The 13,312-nt window shown below is 69.6% G+C and carries 13 protein-coding genes; 5 read left to right on the plus strand and 8 right to left on the minus strand.

Annotation, left to right across the window (positions count from 1 at the left end; all coding sequences use genetic code 11):
* Window positions 1-64: 64 nt before the first annotated feature.
* A complete protein-coding gene (locus M9914_06390) occupies window positions 65-760 on the plus strand; it encodes a hypothetical protein (GenBank protein MCO5173806.1) in 696 nt (231 codons plus the stop codon).
* Between the two features lie 8 nt (window positions 761-768).
* Here M9914_06390 and M9914_06395 read toward each other — a convergent pair whose 3' ends face one another.
* Both M9914_06395 and thyX read right to left on the minus strand, forming a co-directional pair.
* Window positions 769-1,227 carry a 23S rRNA (pseudouridine(1915)-N(3))-methyltransferase RlmH gene (locus M9914_06395; GenBank protein ID MCO5173807.1) on the minus strand — a complete coding sequence of 153 codons (459 nt, stop codon included), beginning with the start codon at window positions 1,225-1,227 and terminating at the stop codon, window positions 769-771.
* 11 nt (window positions 1,228-1,238) lie between these two features.
* Window positions 1,239-2,180 (minus strand): FAD-dependent thymidylate synthase, encoded by a 942-nt coding sequence (gene thyX / locus M9914_06400; protein ID MCO5173808.1) that lies wholly within the window; start codon window positions 2,178-2,180, stop codon window positions 1,239-1,241.
* A 367-nt stretch (window positions 2,181-2,547) separates the two neighbouring features.
* Here thyX and M9914_06405 point away from each other — a divergent pair, with 367 nt between their 5' ends.
* Window positions 2,548-5,355, plus strand: a complete 2,808-nt coding sequence (locus M9914_06405; protein ID MCO5173809.1) for an S-layer homology domain-containing protein — start codon at window positions 2,548-2,550, stop codon at window positions 5,353-5,355.
* An 83-nt stretch (window positions 5,356-5,438) separates the two neighbouring features.
* On the opposite strand, the gene M9914_06410 is transcribed toward M9914_06405, so the two are convergent.
* On the minus strand, window positions 5,439-6,332 hold the full coding sequence (locus M9914_06410; protein MCO5173810.1) for a diacylglycerol kinase family lipid kinase: 894 nt from the start codon (window positions 6,330-6,332) through the stop codon (window positions 5,439-5,441).
* Window positions 6,333-6,387: 55 nt separating this feature from the next.
* Between M9914_06410 and M9914_06415 the strand changes: the two genes are divergently transcribed.
* Together M9914_06415 and M9914_06420 are read left to right on the plus strand one after the other, a co-directional pair.
* Window positions 6,388-7,053: a hypothetical protein gene (locus tag M9914_06415; GenBank protein MCO5173811.1), complete on the plus strand. Its 666-nt coding sequence runs from the start codon at window positions 6,388-6,390 to the stop codon at window positions 7,051-7,053.
* Window positions 7,054-7,129: 76 nt separating this feature from the next.
* Window positions 7,130-7,780: a rhomboid family intramembrane serine protease gene (locus M9914_06420; protein MCO5173812.1), complete on the plus strand. Its 651-nt coding sequence runs from the start codon at window positions 7,130-7,132 to the stop codon at window positions 7,778-7,780.
* Between the two features lie 14 nt (window positions 7,781-7,794).
* On the opposite strand, the gene raiA is transcribed toward M9914_06420, so the two are convergent.
* Window positions 7,795-8,328, minus strand: coding sequence for a ribosome-associated translation inhibitor RaiA (raiA, locus tag M9914_06425; GenBank protein MCO5173813.1), 534 nt, complete (start codon window positions 8,326-8,328; stop codon window positions 7,795-7,797).
* A 212-nt stretch (window positions 8,329-8,540) separates the two neighbouring features.
* On the opposite strand from raiA, the gene M9914_06430 reads away from it, so the two are divergent.
* Entirely contained in the window at window positions 8,541-8,975 is a 435-nt protein-coding gene (locus tag M9914_06430) for a helix-turn-helix transcriptional regulator (GenBank protein ID MCO5173814.1), read from the plus strand.
* Between the two features lie 140 nt (window positions 8,976-9,115).
* On the opposite strand, the gene M9914_06435 is transcribed toward M9914_06430, so the two are convergent.
* From M9914_06435 to M9914_06450, 4 genes are all read right to left on the minus strand, one after another.
* The gene (locus M9914_06435) at window positions 9,116-9,859 is read right to left on the minus strand and encodes a response regulator (GenBank protein MCO5173815.1); all 744 of its coding nucleotides are present in this window, start codon (window positions 9,857-9,859) and stop codon (window positions 9,116-9,118) included.
* 10 nt (window positions 9,860-9,869) lie between these two features.
* Window positions 9,870-10,109, minus strand: a complete 240-nt coding sequence (gene minE / locus M9914_06440; protein ID MCO5173816.1) for a cell division topological specificity factor MinE — start codon at window positions 10,107-10,109, stop codon at window positions 9,870-9,872.
* Window positions 10,109-10,915, minus strand: a complete 807-nt coding sequence (minD, locus tag M9914_06445; GenBank protein MCO5173817.1) for a septum site-determining protein MinD — start codon at window positions 10,913-10,915, stop codon at window positions 10,109-10,111. The genes minE and minD overlap by 1 nt, the downstream gene beginning before the upstream one ends.
* 86 nt (window positions 10,916-11,001) lie before the next feature.
* On the minus strand, window positions 11,002-13,275 hold the full coding sequence (locus M9914_06450) for a UvrD-helicase domain-containing protein (GenBank protein ID MCO5173818.1): 2,274 nt from the start codon (window positions 13,273-13,275) through the stop codon (window positions 11,002-11,004).
* Window positions 13,276-13,312 lie beyond the last annotated feature (37 nt).

Raw genomic sequence — 13,312 nt, forward strand, 5'->3', positions numbered from 1 at the left:
CTACTTCGCCCCGAGTGACCTTTCCGCTAGGGGCCCGCGACGGCCACGGGCTAGCGTTTCCGCCGTGGCTTTCTGGCGGCCCAAGGACCGCGACCTGCGTGAGCGCGAATGGCGGGCGTTCGCCGGCGCCTTCGAGCTCGAACCGGCGCCGGCGCTGGCCGAGAAGCTGCGCGAGGACCTCGACCTTGGGCCGGGTGCGATCGCGACCGTCTACGAACGCGCGCGCCCCGACCAGCCCGACACCGTGGTGTTCGAGCAGGCCAACGATCGCGACGGGCCGGCCGGCACGTTGACTGGGCTGCGCATAGGGGTCGTCGTGCGCTCGAGCGTCGAGCACTCCTCCGTCTCGCTCAGGGCTAGTGCGAGAAGACACAAGATCCTCGAGGGGCTGGTGGCGGGGCGTTCGGGGGCGCAGCGGCTCGACGGCGCGTTCGACCCGGAGTTCGACGCCGCCGTGAGCGTCTACGCGCGCGAGGTCGACCAGGCCACGGCGCTCCTCACGCGTCCGGTCAGGACGGTGCTCGCGCGGCTCCTGGGCGAGGCCGACGAGGTGGTGGCCTCCGCCACCGCCAGCCATGCGAAGGGGAGCGTGCCGCGCCACGCCAACGGCGCCCCGCCGAGCGTCGCCATCGGCCCGCTGAACCTCTACCTGGCCCTTGAGGTGGGGGTGCCGTTCGAGCTGGACGCGCTCGGCCTCCTGATGGCCGACCTCCTCAGCCTCCACGCCGCGCTCCTGAGCGCATCGGGCAAGGGGCGCTGACCGCCCGCTCAGCCGCGGTGGTACGGGTGGCCCGCCCGCAGCGTCTCGATCCGGTAGAGCTGCTCGATGAGGACGAGCCGCGCCAGGTCGTGGGGGAGGGTCAACGGCGAGAGGCTCCACGCCTCCGCGACCGCCGAGCGCAGCTCGCGTCCGTGCCCCTCGGCGCCGCCGACGAGGATGGTGACCTGGCTGACGCCCCGGTTCTCCAACGCCCCAACCCGTTGCGCCAGGCCGTGCGTGTCGAACGCCTTACCGCGCTCGTCCAGCGCGACGGCGAGCCCTTCCACCTTGGCGAGCAGGGCGGCGCCCTCGGCGAACTGCGTCGCGCCCGCGTCGGCCCCGCGCCCCTCGCCCACCTCGACGACCTCGCAGGCCGCCAGGGGGGCGAGGCGTTTCAGGTAGTGCCCGCAGGCCTCGCGGTAGAAGGAGGACTTGAGCTTGCCGACGGCGACGACGCGGTAGCGCACCGTCTGCGCCTTTAGCCGACTGCCTCGCCGGACCGGGGTTCGGGCGCGGCGCCGTTCGCCGCGTCGGCGCCGGCGCCGGCGGGGGCGCCGTCGGTCGAGCGCGCGCCGACGGGTCCGAGCTTGCGCGTGAGCTCGTCGCGCCGCGTGGCGCGCAGGCCGCTGGCGGAGAGGGCGTCGTCCAGGCGCCGCGGGTCGATGGCCGCGCGCAGGATGTCGAGCTCGGAGCGCGAGAAGGAGCGCCCGTGCAGCTCGTGCTCCTCGAAGGCCGCGTACGCCATGGGCGCGACGGCCTGCGCGATGCGCGCCATGACGTCGCCGTAGGCCCTGATCTCGTACTGGGCGTGCCAGTCGAGCCGCAGCCTCAGGAAGTGGAACAGGTTGTTGAGGTCGATCTGCCAGTACATCTCGGTGTAGAGGCTCAAGGGCAGGTTCACCCTGGCCAGCTCGCGAGCGATGTCGTCCTCGAGCAGCTCCTCGTACTCGGCGTACGTGCGCTCCTGGCCGGAGCGCAGCACGGAGATCACGCGCTCGCGCAGCTCGGGCGGCACGTCGCGGCCGTCGCCCCCCTGGCGGTTGCGCTTGTCCTGGAACCGCACCTCGTGGGGGCCGGGGACGTAGAACTCGTCGCGCATGACGGAGTAGCGCCCGCTGATCTCGTTCAGGCGCGCCGTGCGGTGGCGGATCCACTGCCTCGCCACGAAGATGGGCAGCTTCACGTGGAAGGTGAGGATGACCTGCTCGAACGGGCTCGTATGCCGGTTGCGCAGCAGGTAATCGATGAGGGCGCCGTCCTCGCGGACGGTCTTCGTTCCGTCTCCGTACGAGACGCGGGCGGCCTGGACGATGCGCGCGTCGCCGCCAAGGTAGTCCACGAGGCGGACGAAGCCGTGATCCAACACCCCGAACTCCTGGTCGATGAGCGCTTCCGCTTCGGGCACGGTGATTCGGGCCATGGGGTCAGACGATACCAGGTGGGCGCCACTGGACGCCTTCTCATGAGGCTAGCATGAGTGACCCCCTTCACGAACTGACGATTTGCCCGTCGGGAAGGCCGCAACGCCCTCTCATCGAGACCACATGCGCCTTGACACGCGCTCCGCCCGCGTGGTCTAATCCCCATGGACCTGTGTCGTCCGTGGCCGCACTGGAAGGAGGTGCTACCTTTTGAACCGGCCAGGGAAGTACAGGAACCCAGTGAGCGACGCGAGATCAAACGGTGCACCGCCGGCGAGGAAACTCGGACACTCACGGTGGTCGCGCCCCGAGGCTCGTGAAGCGCGCTGAGCAAGAAGACTTCACCAGTTCAAGGGGTAAGAATTCATGAAGAAGCTACTCATCACGCTCCTGGCGGCGATCACGGCCAGCGGCGCCTTCGCTCAGTACTCGTTCCCGGACATCCCGGCGAACCACTGGGCCGGCGACGCCGTCGACCGCATCTCCGACCTCGGCATCGTCATCGGCTTCCCCGACGGAACCTTCCGTGGCAACGAAGCCTTCACGCGTTACCAAGCCGCTCTCGTTGTCAGCCGCCTGCTTGACGTCATCAATGACAACCTCAACTCGGCGCTAGCGCTCACCCAGGCTGACGTCGACTCGCTGCGCAACGCCGTGCAAGAGCTTGCCTCCGACGTCGCTGCCCAAGGCGTGAGGCTGTCCGCCGCCGAGAGCGCCATCGCTGGCCTCTCCGACGACGTGACCGCCAACTCCGCTCGTATCGACGACCTGGAAGCGGCCCTCGCCGCTAACAACGGTGGCATCGATCCGGCGGTACTCCGCGATCTGCAGAACCAGATCGCCTCGCAGCGTGTCGCCCTCGACACGGCGCAGGCCCAGGCCGACGCCGCTGCCGCGCGCGCCGACGCCGCGTACAGCCTGGCCAACCAGGCCAACACGCTCGGTCGCCAGAACGCCGACGACATCGCTGCCCTCAACCGCGCCCTTCAGCTCCTCCAGGCTGACGTGGCCGGCCTCAAGGGTGGCTCCTCGTCCGCCGGCGGCGCCCCGGTCGATCTCTCGGCCGTGAACAGTGCCATCGAGCGCAACCGCTCGGACATCGCGAACATCCGCGAGTTCGTCCTCCTCATCCGCAGCAACCAGATCGCCATTCGCGACCGCGTCTCGGCCCTGGAAGCTTCGGACGCCGCCCAGAACGCCGCCATCGCGGACCTGCAGGGTCGCGTCGCCGCGCTCGAAGAGAACCCCCTCGGGATCTCCGGCAGCATCTCGGTCACGTACTTCGTCGGCCGCGTCATCGGCCAGGAGTTCGACGTCGACCGCGCTTACGGCCTGAACAGCCTGCGCAACATGGGCGCGTCGGTCTTCTCGTCCGGCGCAGCTGAACTCGACGGCGACCGCTCGGGCACCCGCAACTACCGCACGGAAGTCGGCGAAGTCGCCCAGGATCGTCACGACATCGAGCACACCCCGGGTGCGGCCACCGCCGTCTTGAACCTGAGCTTCGCTGCGAAGTTCGGCTTCGATGGTGAGGGCAGCCCGAACAAGCTCAACAGCTTCAGCGGCGTGCTTTCGATCGCCATGGATTCCCAGCGCGTCACGGGCCCCATCGTCTCCGGCTCCGAACCCCTGCTCAACTGGTTCGAGATCCGCAACTTCATGACGACGTTCGAACCCATCGGCGCCGTGCCGCTTACCTTCGCGTTCGGCACGAACGTCGAGACGAGCTTCACCCCGTACGTCGTCGGCACGGATGACCCGGGCTTCGTCGCTACCATCGGCGCCCCGAGCTTCCTCGCCTTCCTCAACCCTGGCATCACGGCCGTCTACGTCAGCAGGAACGACTCCACGGACGTGAACTACAACCAGGAGTGGTACGGCAACTACCTGCGCGGCGCCCGCCTCACGGTCAGCCCCCTCGAGGGCCTGACGCTCGGCGGTAGCTTCGCCCAGTACGCCGAACGCGCTGGCGACAAGGACGACTACCTCGCCGACAACCAGCAGATCACGGTCTGGGGCGTCGACGGCAGCCTCTCGCTGTCCATCTTCGACCTCGGCTTCGAGTGGGCCAACGGCTCCGGCGGCGCGACCGCCGAGTCGGTCCTCTACGCCACGCTCGACGTCGATACCGCCGGCATCCCCATCCTCTCGAGCCTTGGCGCCAACTACCGCGACATCAGCGATGCCTGGACTGCCAACGGCTACGACCTCGGCGCTGACGCCTCGGGCTTCCCGTTCGCGGAAGACCAGAGCGGCTTCGGCGTGAACGCTGGCCTCAGCCTGTTCATCGTCGACCTGAGCGCGTACTTCGACTCCTACGGCACGGTCGCTGGTGACAGCGCCATGTCCTTCGGCGTCGACGCCACGGCCAACCTGTTCGCGGGCTTCAGCCTCGGCGGCTGGTACCACTCGGCCTCCGTCAACGGTACGACCGTCGACGACCTCCGCACGTTCGTCGATGCGAGCGAGGCCGCTGTGGCCCTTGCCGGCACCGACATCGAGCGCGACAACAACTACAACACCGGCTTCGGCGTCACGCTCAAGCACGACGGCGCCGCTGCCAACGCCCTCATCAAGGGCCTGAACATCTCGGCGGGCTACTCGCAGACCGAGGCGGACTTCAGCAAGACGACCCTGTTCGTCGATGCCGACTACGCGCTCAACGTCTCGATCCTCTCGCTGACCCCGTACGTCGGCTACCGCATGGTCAACGACGCCGATGCCGGCACGGATGACACCACCACGCTCCGCGTTGGTACGGGTCTCTCCACCACGCCGCTCGACGTCTACACCAAGCCCAGCCTGGTCGCGGCGGTCAACTACCGCACGACGGATCACAGCGATGCCGCCGTCTACACGGCGAGCGAGCTGCAGTGGAGCGTTGGCCTCGTCCTGAACGAGTTCATCTTCGACCACAGCAAGCTCACCGCGAAGTACGGCAGCTGGACGGGCACCAACATCAACAACGCGACGAACACTCGCGGCGCTGGTGACGGGGCCACGGACATCAGCGCTGGTGACGTCAACGGCACCGGCACGCAGTCCGTCTCCGGCTACGAACTCATCTGGAACTACTACGACCTCGAGTTCGCGTACGGCACCTACCAGAACGACAACAACGGTGTCGGCTCCTCGGCTCAGGCCTTCCAGATCAGCTACACCGTCACCTTCTAAGGTACGGTCAGCAGGACCGGCGTGAGCCGGAAGTAGTACGAGGCCCCGCGCAAGCGGGGCCTCGCTTTCGTTTGGTCAACGGCTCAGGCCAGAACGCGCAAGGCGCGAGGGTGCAGCACCACCTCGTACGTGGCGGCCGCGGGAAGCAGCTCCCCGTCGGCGTGTGCCGGGCGTGCCTCGGCCCACTCCGCCCGCACTTGGCTGCCCCTGACCAGCTTGACCGCCGGATGATCCAGGTGCTTGGCCCGCATGACCTTGGGTAGCAAGCCGAGCGCGCCGAGCATCCCCAGCTTCCCGGCGATCACGACGTCGAGCAGGCCGTCGTCCGGACGCGCTTCGGGCGCGAACACGAAACTGCCGCCGGAGCGCGGCCCGTTCTGCGACGTGACGAGCAGGCAAGGACCGTCGTGGACGAGCGCTCCGTCGACGAACACGCGAGCGTGCGGCTCGCGCAGGTGCCCCAGCGCGCCGAGCACGGAGTAGAGGTAGCCGGAGAGGCCTCTCAGGAAGCTCGGCGAGGTCTTGACGCGCTCCGCGACCTCGGCGTCGAGGCCTGTGCCGACGGCGTTGAAGAACGGCTCTCCGTTCACGGTCCCGAAGTCGACCAGCCGCGGCTTCGCGGCGAGCAGGCGCTCCAGCGCGCCCGGAAGGTCGTCCCGCGCCAGGCCGAGGCTGAACGCGAAGTCGTCGCCGGAGCCGAGGGGCAGGACGCCCAACGCGCGACCGCCCGCCGGGTCACCGGCGGTGCCGGCCTGCAGCAGCCCCTTGGCCACCTCGTGGACGGTCCCGTCGCCTCCGATGGCGACGACGACCGAGCCGGGGGGCGTGGCGGCGGCGAGCTCCGTCGCGTGCCCCGCGCACCTCGTCGTGTGCAGCGTGTACGGCACGCCGCGCTCGTCGAGGAGCGCGAGCGCCGCCGCCAGGGCGGCCTTGGCGCGGCCTTTGCCCGCGGCAGGGTTGAAGACGAGCTGCAGCACGTTCGCGCTAGATTCTACACGTCGGGCAGGGCGGGGACGGCGGTACACTCGCCGCATGTTCGACCCCTCCCAGCTCTTCGACATCACGCGCCTGCCGGCGGAACTGGCCGACCTGTTGGACTGCGAGCTTGCCTGGGAGGCTCTCGCGCGCTTGGACGCGCTAGGGGAGCGCATAGGCAACGAGCGCCTCGGCAGCGTTCATCCGACGGCCGTGGTGGAAGGCCCGCTGACCATCCGGGAAGGGGCCGAGGTCGGCCCGCACGCGTACCTGACGGGGCCGGTCTACCTGTTCCCCGGGGCGAAGGTGGGCCACGGCGCCTTCCTCCGCGGCCCCGTGGTGTTGGGGCCCGGCGCGCACGTGGGCCACGCCACGGAGGTGAAGCGGTCCGTGTTCCTCGGCGGGGCGAAGGCGCCGCACTTCAACTACGTCGGCGACAGCGTCGTCGGCCACGACGTCAACCTCGGCGCCGGCGTCAAGCTCGCGAACTTCAAGACGTTCGGAAGCGCCATCAGCGTGGGCGGCGCGGCCACAGGGCTGCGCAAGCTGGGCTCCATCCTGGGAGACGGCGTGAGCATCGGCTGCAACGCCGTCCTGGCGCCCGGGACGGTCGTCGGACCCCGCACGATCATCTACCCGGGGGCCTCGGCGGGCGGCATCGTGCCGGGAGACAGCGTGGTCAAGTACCGCTCCGAGCTGGAGATCGCCCCGAGGCGCGCTTGACGGCGGTGGCGACCTGATCCCGCTGCGAGACCGGAACCCGCGCAGCGCCCTGCCGTACGTCACGTGGGCGCTGGTGGTGGCGAACGTCGTCGTCTACCTTTACCAGGCCTCGCTCGGCACCGGGCTGGCGGGCCTACGCTTCGTGTTCGACAACGGCTTCGTGCCGGCGCGCCTGGTGGCCGAGCCGCTCGCCGCGTGGCCCACGCTGGTCACGTACGCGTTCCTGCACGGGGGCCTGGCGCACCTGCTCGGGAACATGCTCTTCCTGTTCGTCTTCGGCGATAACGTCGAGGACAGGCTCGGTCACCTGCGCTACGCGCTCTTCTACGCCGGCGGCGCGGCGATCGCCGCGCTCGTGCACGGCCTCCTCGGCGGCGACCCCCGCACCCCGCTCGTCGGCGCCTCGGGCGCCATAAGCGCCGTCCTGGGCGCTTACATAGTCATCTACCCCCAGCAGCGCGTGCAGACCCTCATCCCGGGCCTCATCGCCCCGTGGCTGTTCCTCAGGCTCTTCTCCCGGCAAGCGCCCTGGTACGCGCCGTGGCTGCCGGCCTGGGCGTACATCGGCTTCTGGGCCGCCATGCAGGGGCTGTCGGTGCTGACGGACGGCAGCTCGACCGGCGAGGGCGTCGCGTGGTGGGCGCACATTGGCGGCTTCGCCTTCGGGATGACGGTGGCCAACGTGAACGCCCGCCGCGAACGGCGGGCGGACGTGCCTGGGGTCTGATCCCGGCTGGGCGCTCAGTTGGCCGGCTCGATCAACCCGTAATCGCCGTCGTCGCGCAGGTAGATGACGCTGACGAGGTCGGTCTCGACGTTGCGGAAGAGGAAGAAACCGTGGCCTAGCGCCTCCATCTGGACGGCGGCGTCCTCGGGCGCCATGGGGCGCAGCACGTGGCGCTTGACGCGCGACACGCGCGGCGCGCGCTCCTCCGCCTCGGTCTCCTCGGGCAGCGGGATGCTCTCGCCGCGCTGCGCGATGAGGCGACCCTTGAAGCGCTTGAGCTGCCGCTCGAGCTTGGCCATGACGAGGTCGACGGCGGCGTACGTGTCCAGCGCGCGCTCTTCGGCCCGGATGATGCCGCCGGGGACGTTGAGCTGCACCTCGACCTTGGCGGGGTTGGCGGCGTTCTCGCTGGTGTCGTAACCCATGACCACGCTGGCGTCGATGATCTGGTCGAAGTAACGATCGAGTCGGGCCAGCTTGTCCTCGGCGTACTGACGCATGGCGTCGGTCACTTCGATGTTGCGACCCATCAGCTTGTAGATGTTCATGTAGCTCCCTTCGGGCGAACCTACCGCTCCTGGCAGTAGCCTTCAGGCCGCCTTACCCCCTGGACGCCGGTGGTGGCTGCCGCAGCCGCGCTAGCGCCCGGGAAGTCATTTTACCATCACGCCGCGGATCGGCCGGACGTGGCTAGGTGGAGGCCGGTGTCGTGTAGGCCGCGCTAAACCCCACAACCCCGGACGGTGGTATCGTCGTTGACGTGGTGAGTCGGAGCGAGGCTGTCGGCGGTCGTGCCGCCGATGCGAGTGCAGGGCGCGGCGCGTCTATCAGGCGCTGCGCGGCCGGTTCCGCCATCGAGATCCTTCAGGAGAAGTGGGTCCTGCACATAGTGCACGCGTTGCTCGGTGGCTCGCGCTGCTTCAACGAGCTGGGGCGCGATGTCGGAGGCTGCAACCCGACCACCCTGGCGCACCGCCTCGCCCGTCTCGAGGGCGTCGGGGTGATCCGCAAGGAAGTGCTCCACGACGACGCTCACGCCGCCGGCCTGCCGCGCTGCAGCTACGAGCTCACCGATGCCGGTAGGGAGCTGCAGGAAGTCATAGACGCCATCCGGGTATGGGCCGTCGCCCATCTCGGAACGTCTGAGCCGAACGGCGATCCCGGTTACTTCGACGGCGACGCCGGCCGCACCTGACGCTGCCGATCGTAGGCGGCCGCTCCGGCCCGCGCCCCGCCTGTGCTTTGCTCTGAGCCGCGCTTGCCCGGACTAGCGTTTCCGCGGCCTGAGCCCCCTTACGACCCCTGGCGCTTACTTATCCGTCTAACCCTTGCCGCCTAGCGCTTGCCGGGCCTGCCGACCTGCCGCGCCTCGTTCAACTCGCGCCTCAGGCGTTCGATGCTCGCGCGCAGCTCGCGGTTCTCGTTGCGCAGCGCCTCGTTCTCGCGGATCAGCGACTCGCGCTCGGCCCTGGCGAGGTGGGCCTGCGCCACCTGGGCCTGCGCGGCGTTGGGCTGCGCGGCGGCCCCGCCCGCCACCACGTCCGAGGACCCCGGCGCGGCGGGTCGCGTGGGGTGGGGCGGTGGAAGGGGCAGACGCTCCAGCGCCTCCTCCAACACGAGGGTCGTGGCGAGCCGGGGCTGGTCGGCCCGCTTCCGGCCAGAACCGCCCTGCTGCAGTAGTCGCAGCGCGCGCTCCTTCAGGTTCTTGTCGCCCAGCGGCCGGGGCAGGAGCAGGTCGACCTGTGCCTCTTCCGCTCGCCGCCTCGTGCGTTGCGAGAGGCCAAGGCCCGCGTCAGCTTCCGTCGTCAGGATGACCGGGACGTGCGCGAGGCGCACGACCCGCTTGACGCGCGAGACGAGCGCGTAGCCGTCCAGGTCGGGCAGGTCGGCGGCCGCGATGATCAGGTCCGGGGTGTTGGCCTTCAGGTACTCGAGCGCGGCCCTGGCGCTGGCCGCGCGCGCCAGGTGGAAGCGGGGGTCCGAGAGGAGGACATCCACGAGTTGGAGCTGCAGGTCGTCCGCCTCTGCCACGAGCACGGCGAACGCGGGGCGGTCGCTTGCCATCTCTCCCGCGGTCATGCGCTCTCCCTCAGCCGCGCTGGACGGGCAGGTTCGCGACCAGCACGACGCGCTCGCCCTGCTGTTCGACCTTCACGTCGAGGTCGCTGCCGTCGGAGGGGAAGTACTTCTTGATCACCGTCATGAGCTCGCGCTTCAGCGCGTCCATGTTGCCGGGCGAGAGCTTGGCGCGGTCGTAGGACAGGACGAGCTTCAGGCGGTCCTTGAGCTGGTCCTTGCTCTTGCGCCTGCCGAAGAGCCCCTGGAACATCAGTTGCCTCCGAAGAAGCGCCTGAGGGCGGCCAGGAAGCCGGTCGGCTGGTCGAACGAGGGGTAGGGCACATCCTCGCCGCGGATGCGCTGCGCGATGTCGCGGAAGGCGGCGCCGGCGGCCAGCTTCGGGCTCTCCTCCAACGAGGCGGGGTTGCCGATGTTGGTGCTGACCAGGATGCGCTCGTCCTCGGGGACGATGCCGATGAGCTTCACACCCAGGATCTCGAGGACGTCGTTCACCTCGAGCATGTCGCCACGCTTCACCATCTCGGGGCGGAGCCGGTTGACGATCAGCCGGACCTCGGTGATCTCGCGGGCCTCGAGCAGGCCGATGATGCGGTCGGCGTCGCGGACGCTCGAGACCTCGGGGTTGACGACCACGAGGGCGCCCTGGGCCGCGCTCGCGGCCGTCTGGAAGCCGGACTCGATGCCTGCGGGGCTGTCGATGAGGACGCGGTCGAAGCCTTCCTCCAGGAGCGCCTGGACGGCGTCCTTCATGCGGTCCTCGGAGAGCGCCGACTTGTCGCGCGTCTGTGAGGCGGCCAGCAGGTGCAGCGTGTCGACGCGCTTGTCGCGGATGATGGCCTGCCTGAGCTTGCAGCGGCCCTCGAAGACGTCGATCAGGTCGTAGACGACCCGGCCTTCCAAGCCCATGACGACGTCGAGGTTGCGCAGGCCGACGTCGGTGTCGATGACGCAGACCTTCTCTCCCAAACGCGCCAGCGCCGCGCCGACGTTAGCGGTGGTGGTGGTCTTGCCTACGCCGCCCTTTCCGGACGTCACCACGATGGCTTTGGCGTTCACAGTTTCCGATCCTCCAAGGGGGTTGTTACCTCGGTGGAGCATACCACCAGGCTATGAGGGGCCAATGGCTGCGGCCGGTCGCCGCTTCACGCCGGGGTCAGCCCCGAGAACTTGAGCAGTAGGCGCTTGGCGCCCGCCTGCTCGAACACCACGGTCACCTCTGCCTTGGCCCCCTGGCCGCTCACGCCCACGACGGTGCCGACCCCGAACTTGGGGTGCCTGACGCGCTCGCCGCCGCGCACGCTCAAACCCCCCGCGGTCGAGGGCGCGTCCGAGGCCTGGGCGCCGCCCCTGGCTTGCGCTCCCGCCTGCGCGCCGACCACCGGTGGTTTCCAGACGGTGCGCGAGAACTTGCCGGCGTCCTGCAAGGGCTCCAGCTTCCGTCCGAACACGTCCGTCTCCATGAGGAGGTCGGGGGACAGGTCCTCCAGGAAGCGGCTCGGGCGCGCGGGCTCCGTGCGTCCGAACGTGAGGCGCGCCTCGCAGTGCACCAGGTAGAGCTCGTCCTGAGCGCGCGTGACGCCGACGTACAGCAGCCGCCGCTCCTCCTCGATCTCCGGCAGGGAGCCGACGGAGCTGCGGTGGGGTATGAGGTTCTCCTCCATGCCGACGAGGAACACGATGGGGAACTCCAACCCCTTGGCGTTGTGGAGCGTCATGAGCGTGACGGCGTCGTCCACCGTCTCGCCGTTGACGGCCTCGACGGCGCGGTCGTCGTTGCTGCCGAGCAGCGCGGCCTCGTCCAGGAACTCGGCGATGCTCCCGCCCTGCTCCTCTTGCCATTCGGTGACGGCCGACAACAGCTCCTCGAGGTTCTCGATGCGCCCCTCCGCCTCGTGCGTGCCCTCGCGCTTCAGCGCCTCCACGTAGCCGGTGGCGTCGTAGACGAACTTGAGGAAGCTGGCGGCCGGCAGCTCGTCGGCCGCCGCGGCGAGGTCGTCCATCAGCTGCACGAACTCGGCGACGCGCTTGGCGCCGGGCGTGCCGGCAAGGACGGCGTCCGCCGCCCGGCAGGCCGCCGAGAAGGGGCGGCCGTTGCGGCCCGCCCACGCGACGAGGCGCTCCTCGCTAGTGCCGCCGATGCCCCGCTTCGGCCGCCCGATGACCCGCCGCCACGCCACGTCGTCCGCCGGGTTGAGGGCGGCGCGCGCGTAGGCGAGCGCGTCCTTGACCTCGCGGCGCTCGTAGAAGCCGACGCCGCCCACGATGCGGGCCGGGATCGAGGCGCGCCTCAGCGCCTCCTCGAGCACGCGCGACTGCGAGTTCGTGCGGTAAAGGACGGCGAAGTCCTGGTAGTCGAGCGTGCGCTCGGCGCGCAGCCGCTCGATCGTGCGGGCCACGAAGTCGGCCTCGGCGTGATGGTCGGCCGCGCGGTAGAGCCGCACCTTCTCGCCCTCGGCCTTCACGGGCTTCAGGCTCTTCTCGATGCGGCCCTGGTTCTGCCCGATGACGGCGTTGGCGAGCTTGAGCACGCTGCCGACCGAGCGGTAGTTGAGCTCGAGCCGGTAGACGGCTGCGTCCGGGTAGTCCTGGCGGAAATCGAGGATGTTGCGGACGTCGGCGCCGCGGAAGGCGTAGATGCTCTGGTCGGGGTCGCCGACGACCATGAGGTTGCCGTAGGTGTCGGCCAGCAGGTTCGTCAGGCGGTACTGGGAGGCGTTCGTGTCCTGGTACTCGTCGACGTGGATGAAGACCGCGCGCTGCTGCACGCGCTCGAGCACGTCGCGGTGCGTCTCGAACAGCTCGACCGTGCGCCCGAGGATGTCGTTGAAGTCGACGGCGTTGGCGCCCGTCAGGCGCGCCTGGTAGCGCCTGAAGACCTCCTCGACGAGCTCGACGCGCAAGCCGGAGACGAGCGGACCCCAGACGCGCTGCGCCTGGTCGCCGAACGTCTCCGCCGTCCAGAGGTTGGACTTGGCGCGGTCGATCACGGCGCGCAACGCGCGCGGGTTCGCCTCGCTCAGGCCCTGGACCGTCCCGAGGATCTCCTTGAGGAGGTCGAGCTGGTCGCTGTCGTCGTAGATCGCGAAGCCGCTCCTCAGCCCGATCCTGTCGCCGTACATGCGCAGGACGCGCAGGCACGCGGAGTGGAACGTGCTCACCCAGAGGTCGCGGCCCGGCGGGCCGATGAGGTGCTCGACGCGCTCGCGCAGCTCGCCCGCCGCCTTGTTCGTGAACGTGACGGCGAGTACCTGCTGGGGCAGCACCCCGTGCTCGCCGAGGAGGTAGGCGATGCGGTGGACCACCGTGCGCGTCTTGCCCGAACCGGCCCCCGCCAGGACGAGGGCGGGGCCGTCGTAGTGCACTACGGCGCGGCGCTGTTCCTCGTTCAGTGTGGCTAGGAGCTCCTCATGCGGCACGGTTGCCGAGCATAACCCGGTCGGTCGCACCGCCCGG

This window comes from Trueperaceae bacterium (assembly GCA_023954415.1).
In the GTDB taxonomy this organism is placed as follows: domain Bacteria; phylum Deinococcota; class Deinococci; order Deinococcales; family Trueperaceae; genus JAAYYF01.

Excerpts from the sequence above, each read along its gene's own strand:
- thyX (MCO5173808.1), bottom strand. The coding sequence starts at position 2,180 with ATGGCCCGAATCACCGTGCCCGAAGCGGAAGCGCTCATCGACCAGGAG.
- M9914_06405 (MCO5173809.1), top strand. The coding sequence starts at position 2,548 with ATGAAGAAGCTACTCATCACGCTCCTGGCGGCGATCACGGCCAGCGGC.
- M9914_06415 (MCO5173811.1), top strand. The coding sequence starts at position 6,388 with ATGTTCGACCCCTCCCAGCTCTTCGACATCACGCGCCTGCCGGCGGAA.
- raiA (MCO5173813.1), bottom strand. The coding sequence starts at position 8,328 with ATGAACATCTACAAGCTGATGGGTCGCAACATCGAAGTGACCGACGCC.
- M9914_06435 (MCO5173815.1), bottom strand. The coding sequence starts at position 9,859 with ATGACCGCGGGAGAGATGGCAAGCGACCGCCCCGCGTTCGCCGTGCTC.
- minE (MCO5173816.1), bottom strand. The coding sequence starts at position 10,109 with ATGTTCCAGGGGCTCTTCGGCAGGCGCAAGAGCAAGGACCAGCTCAAG.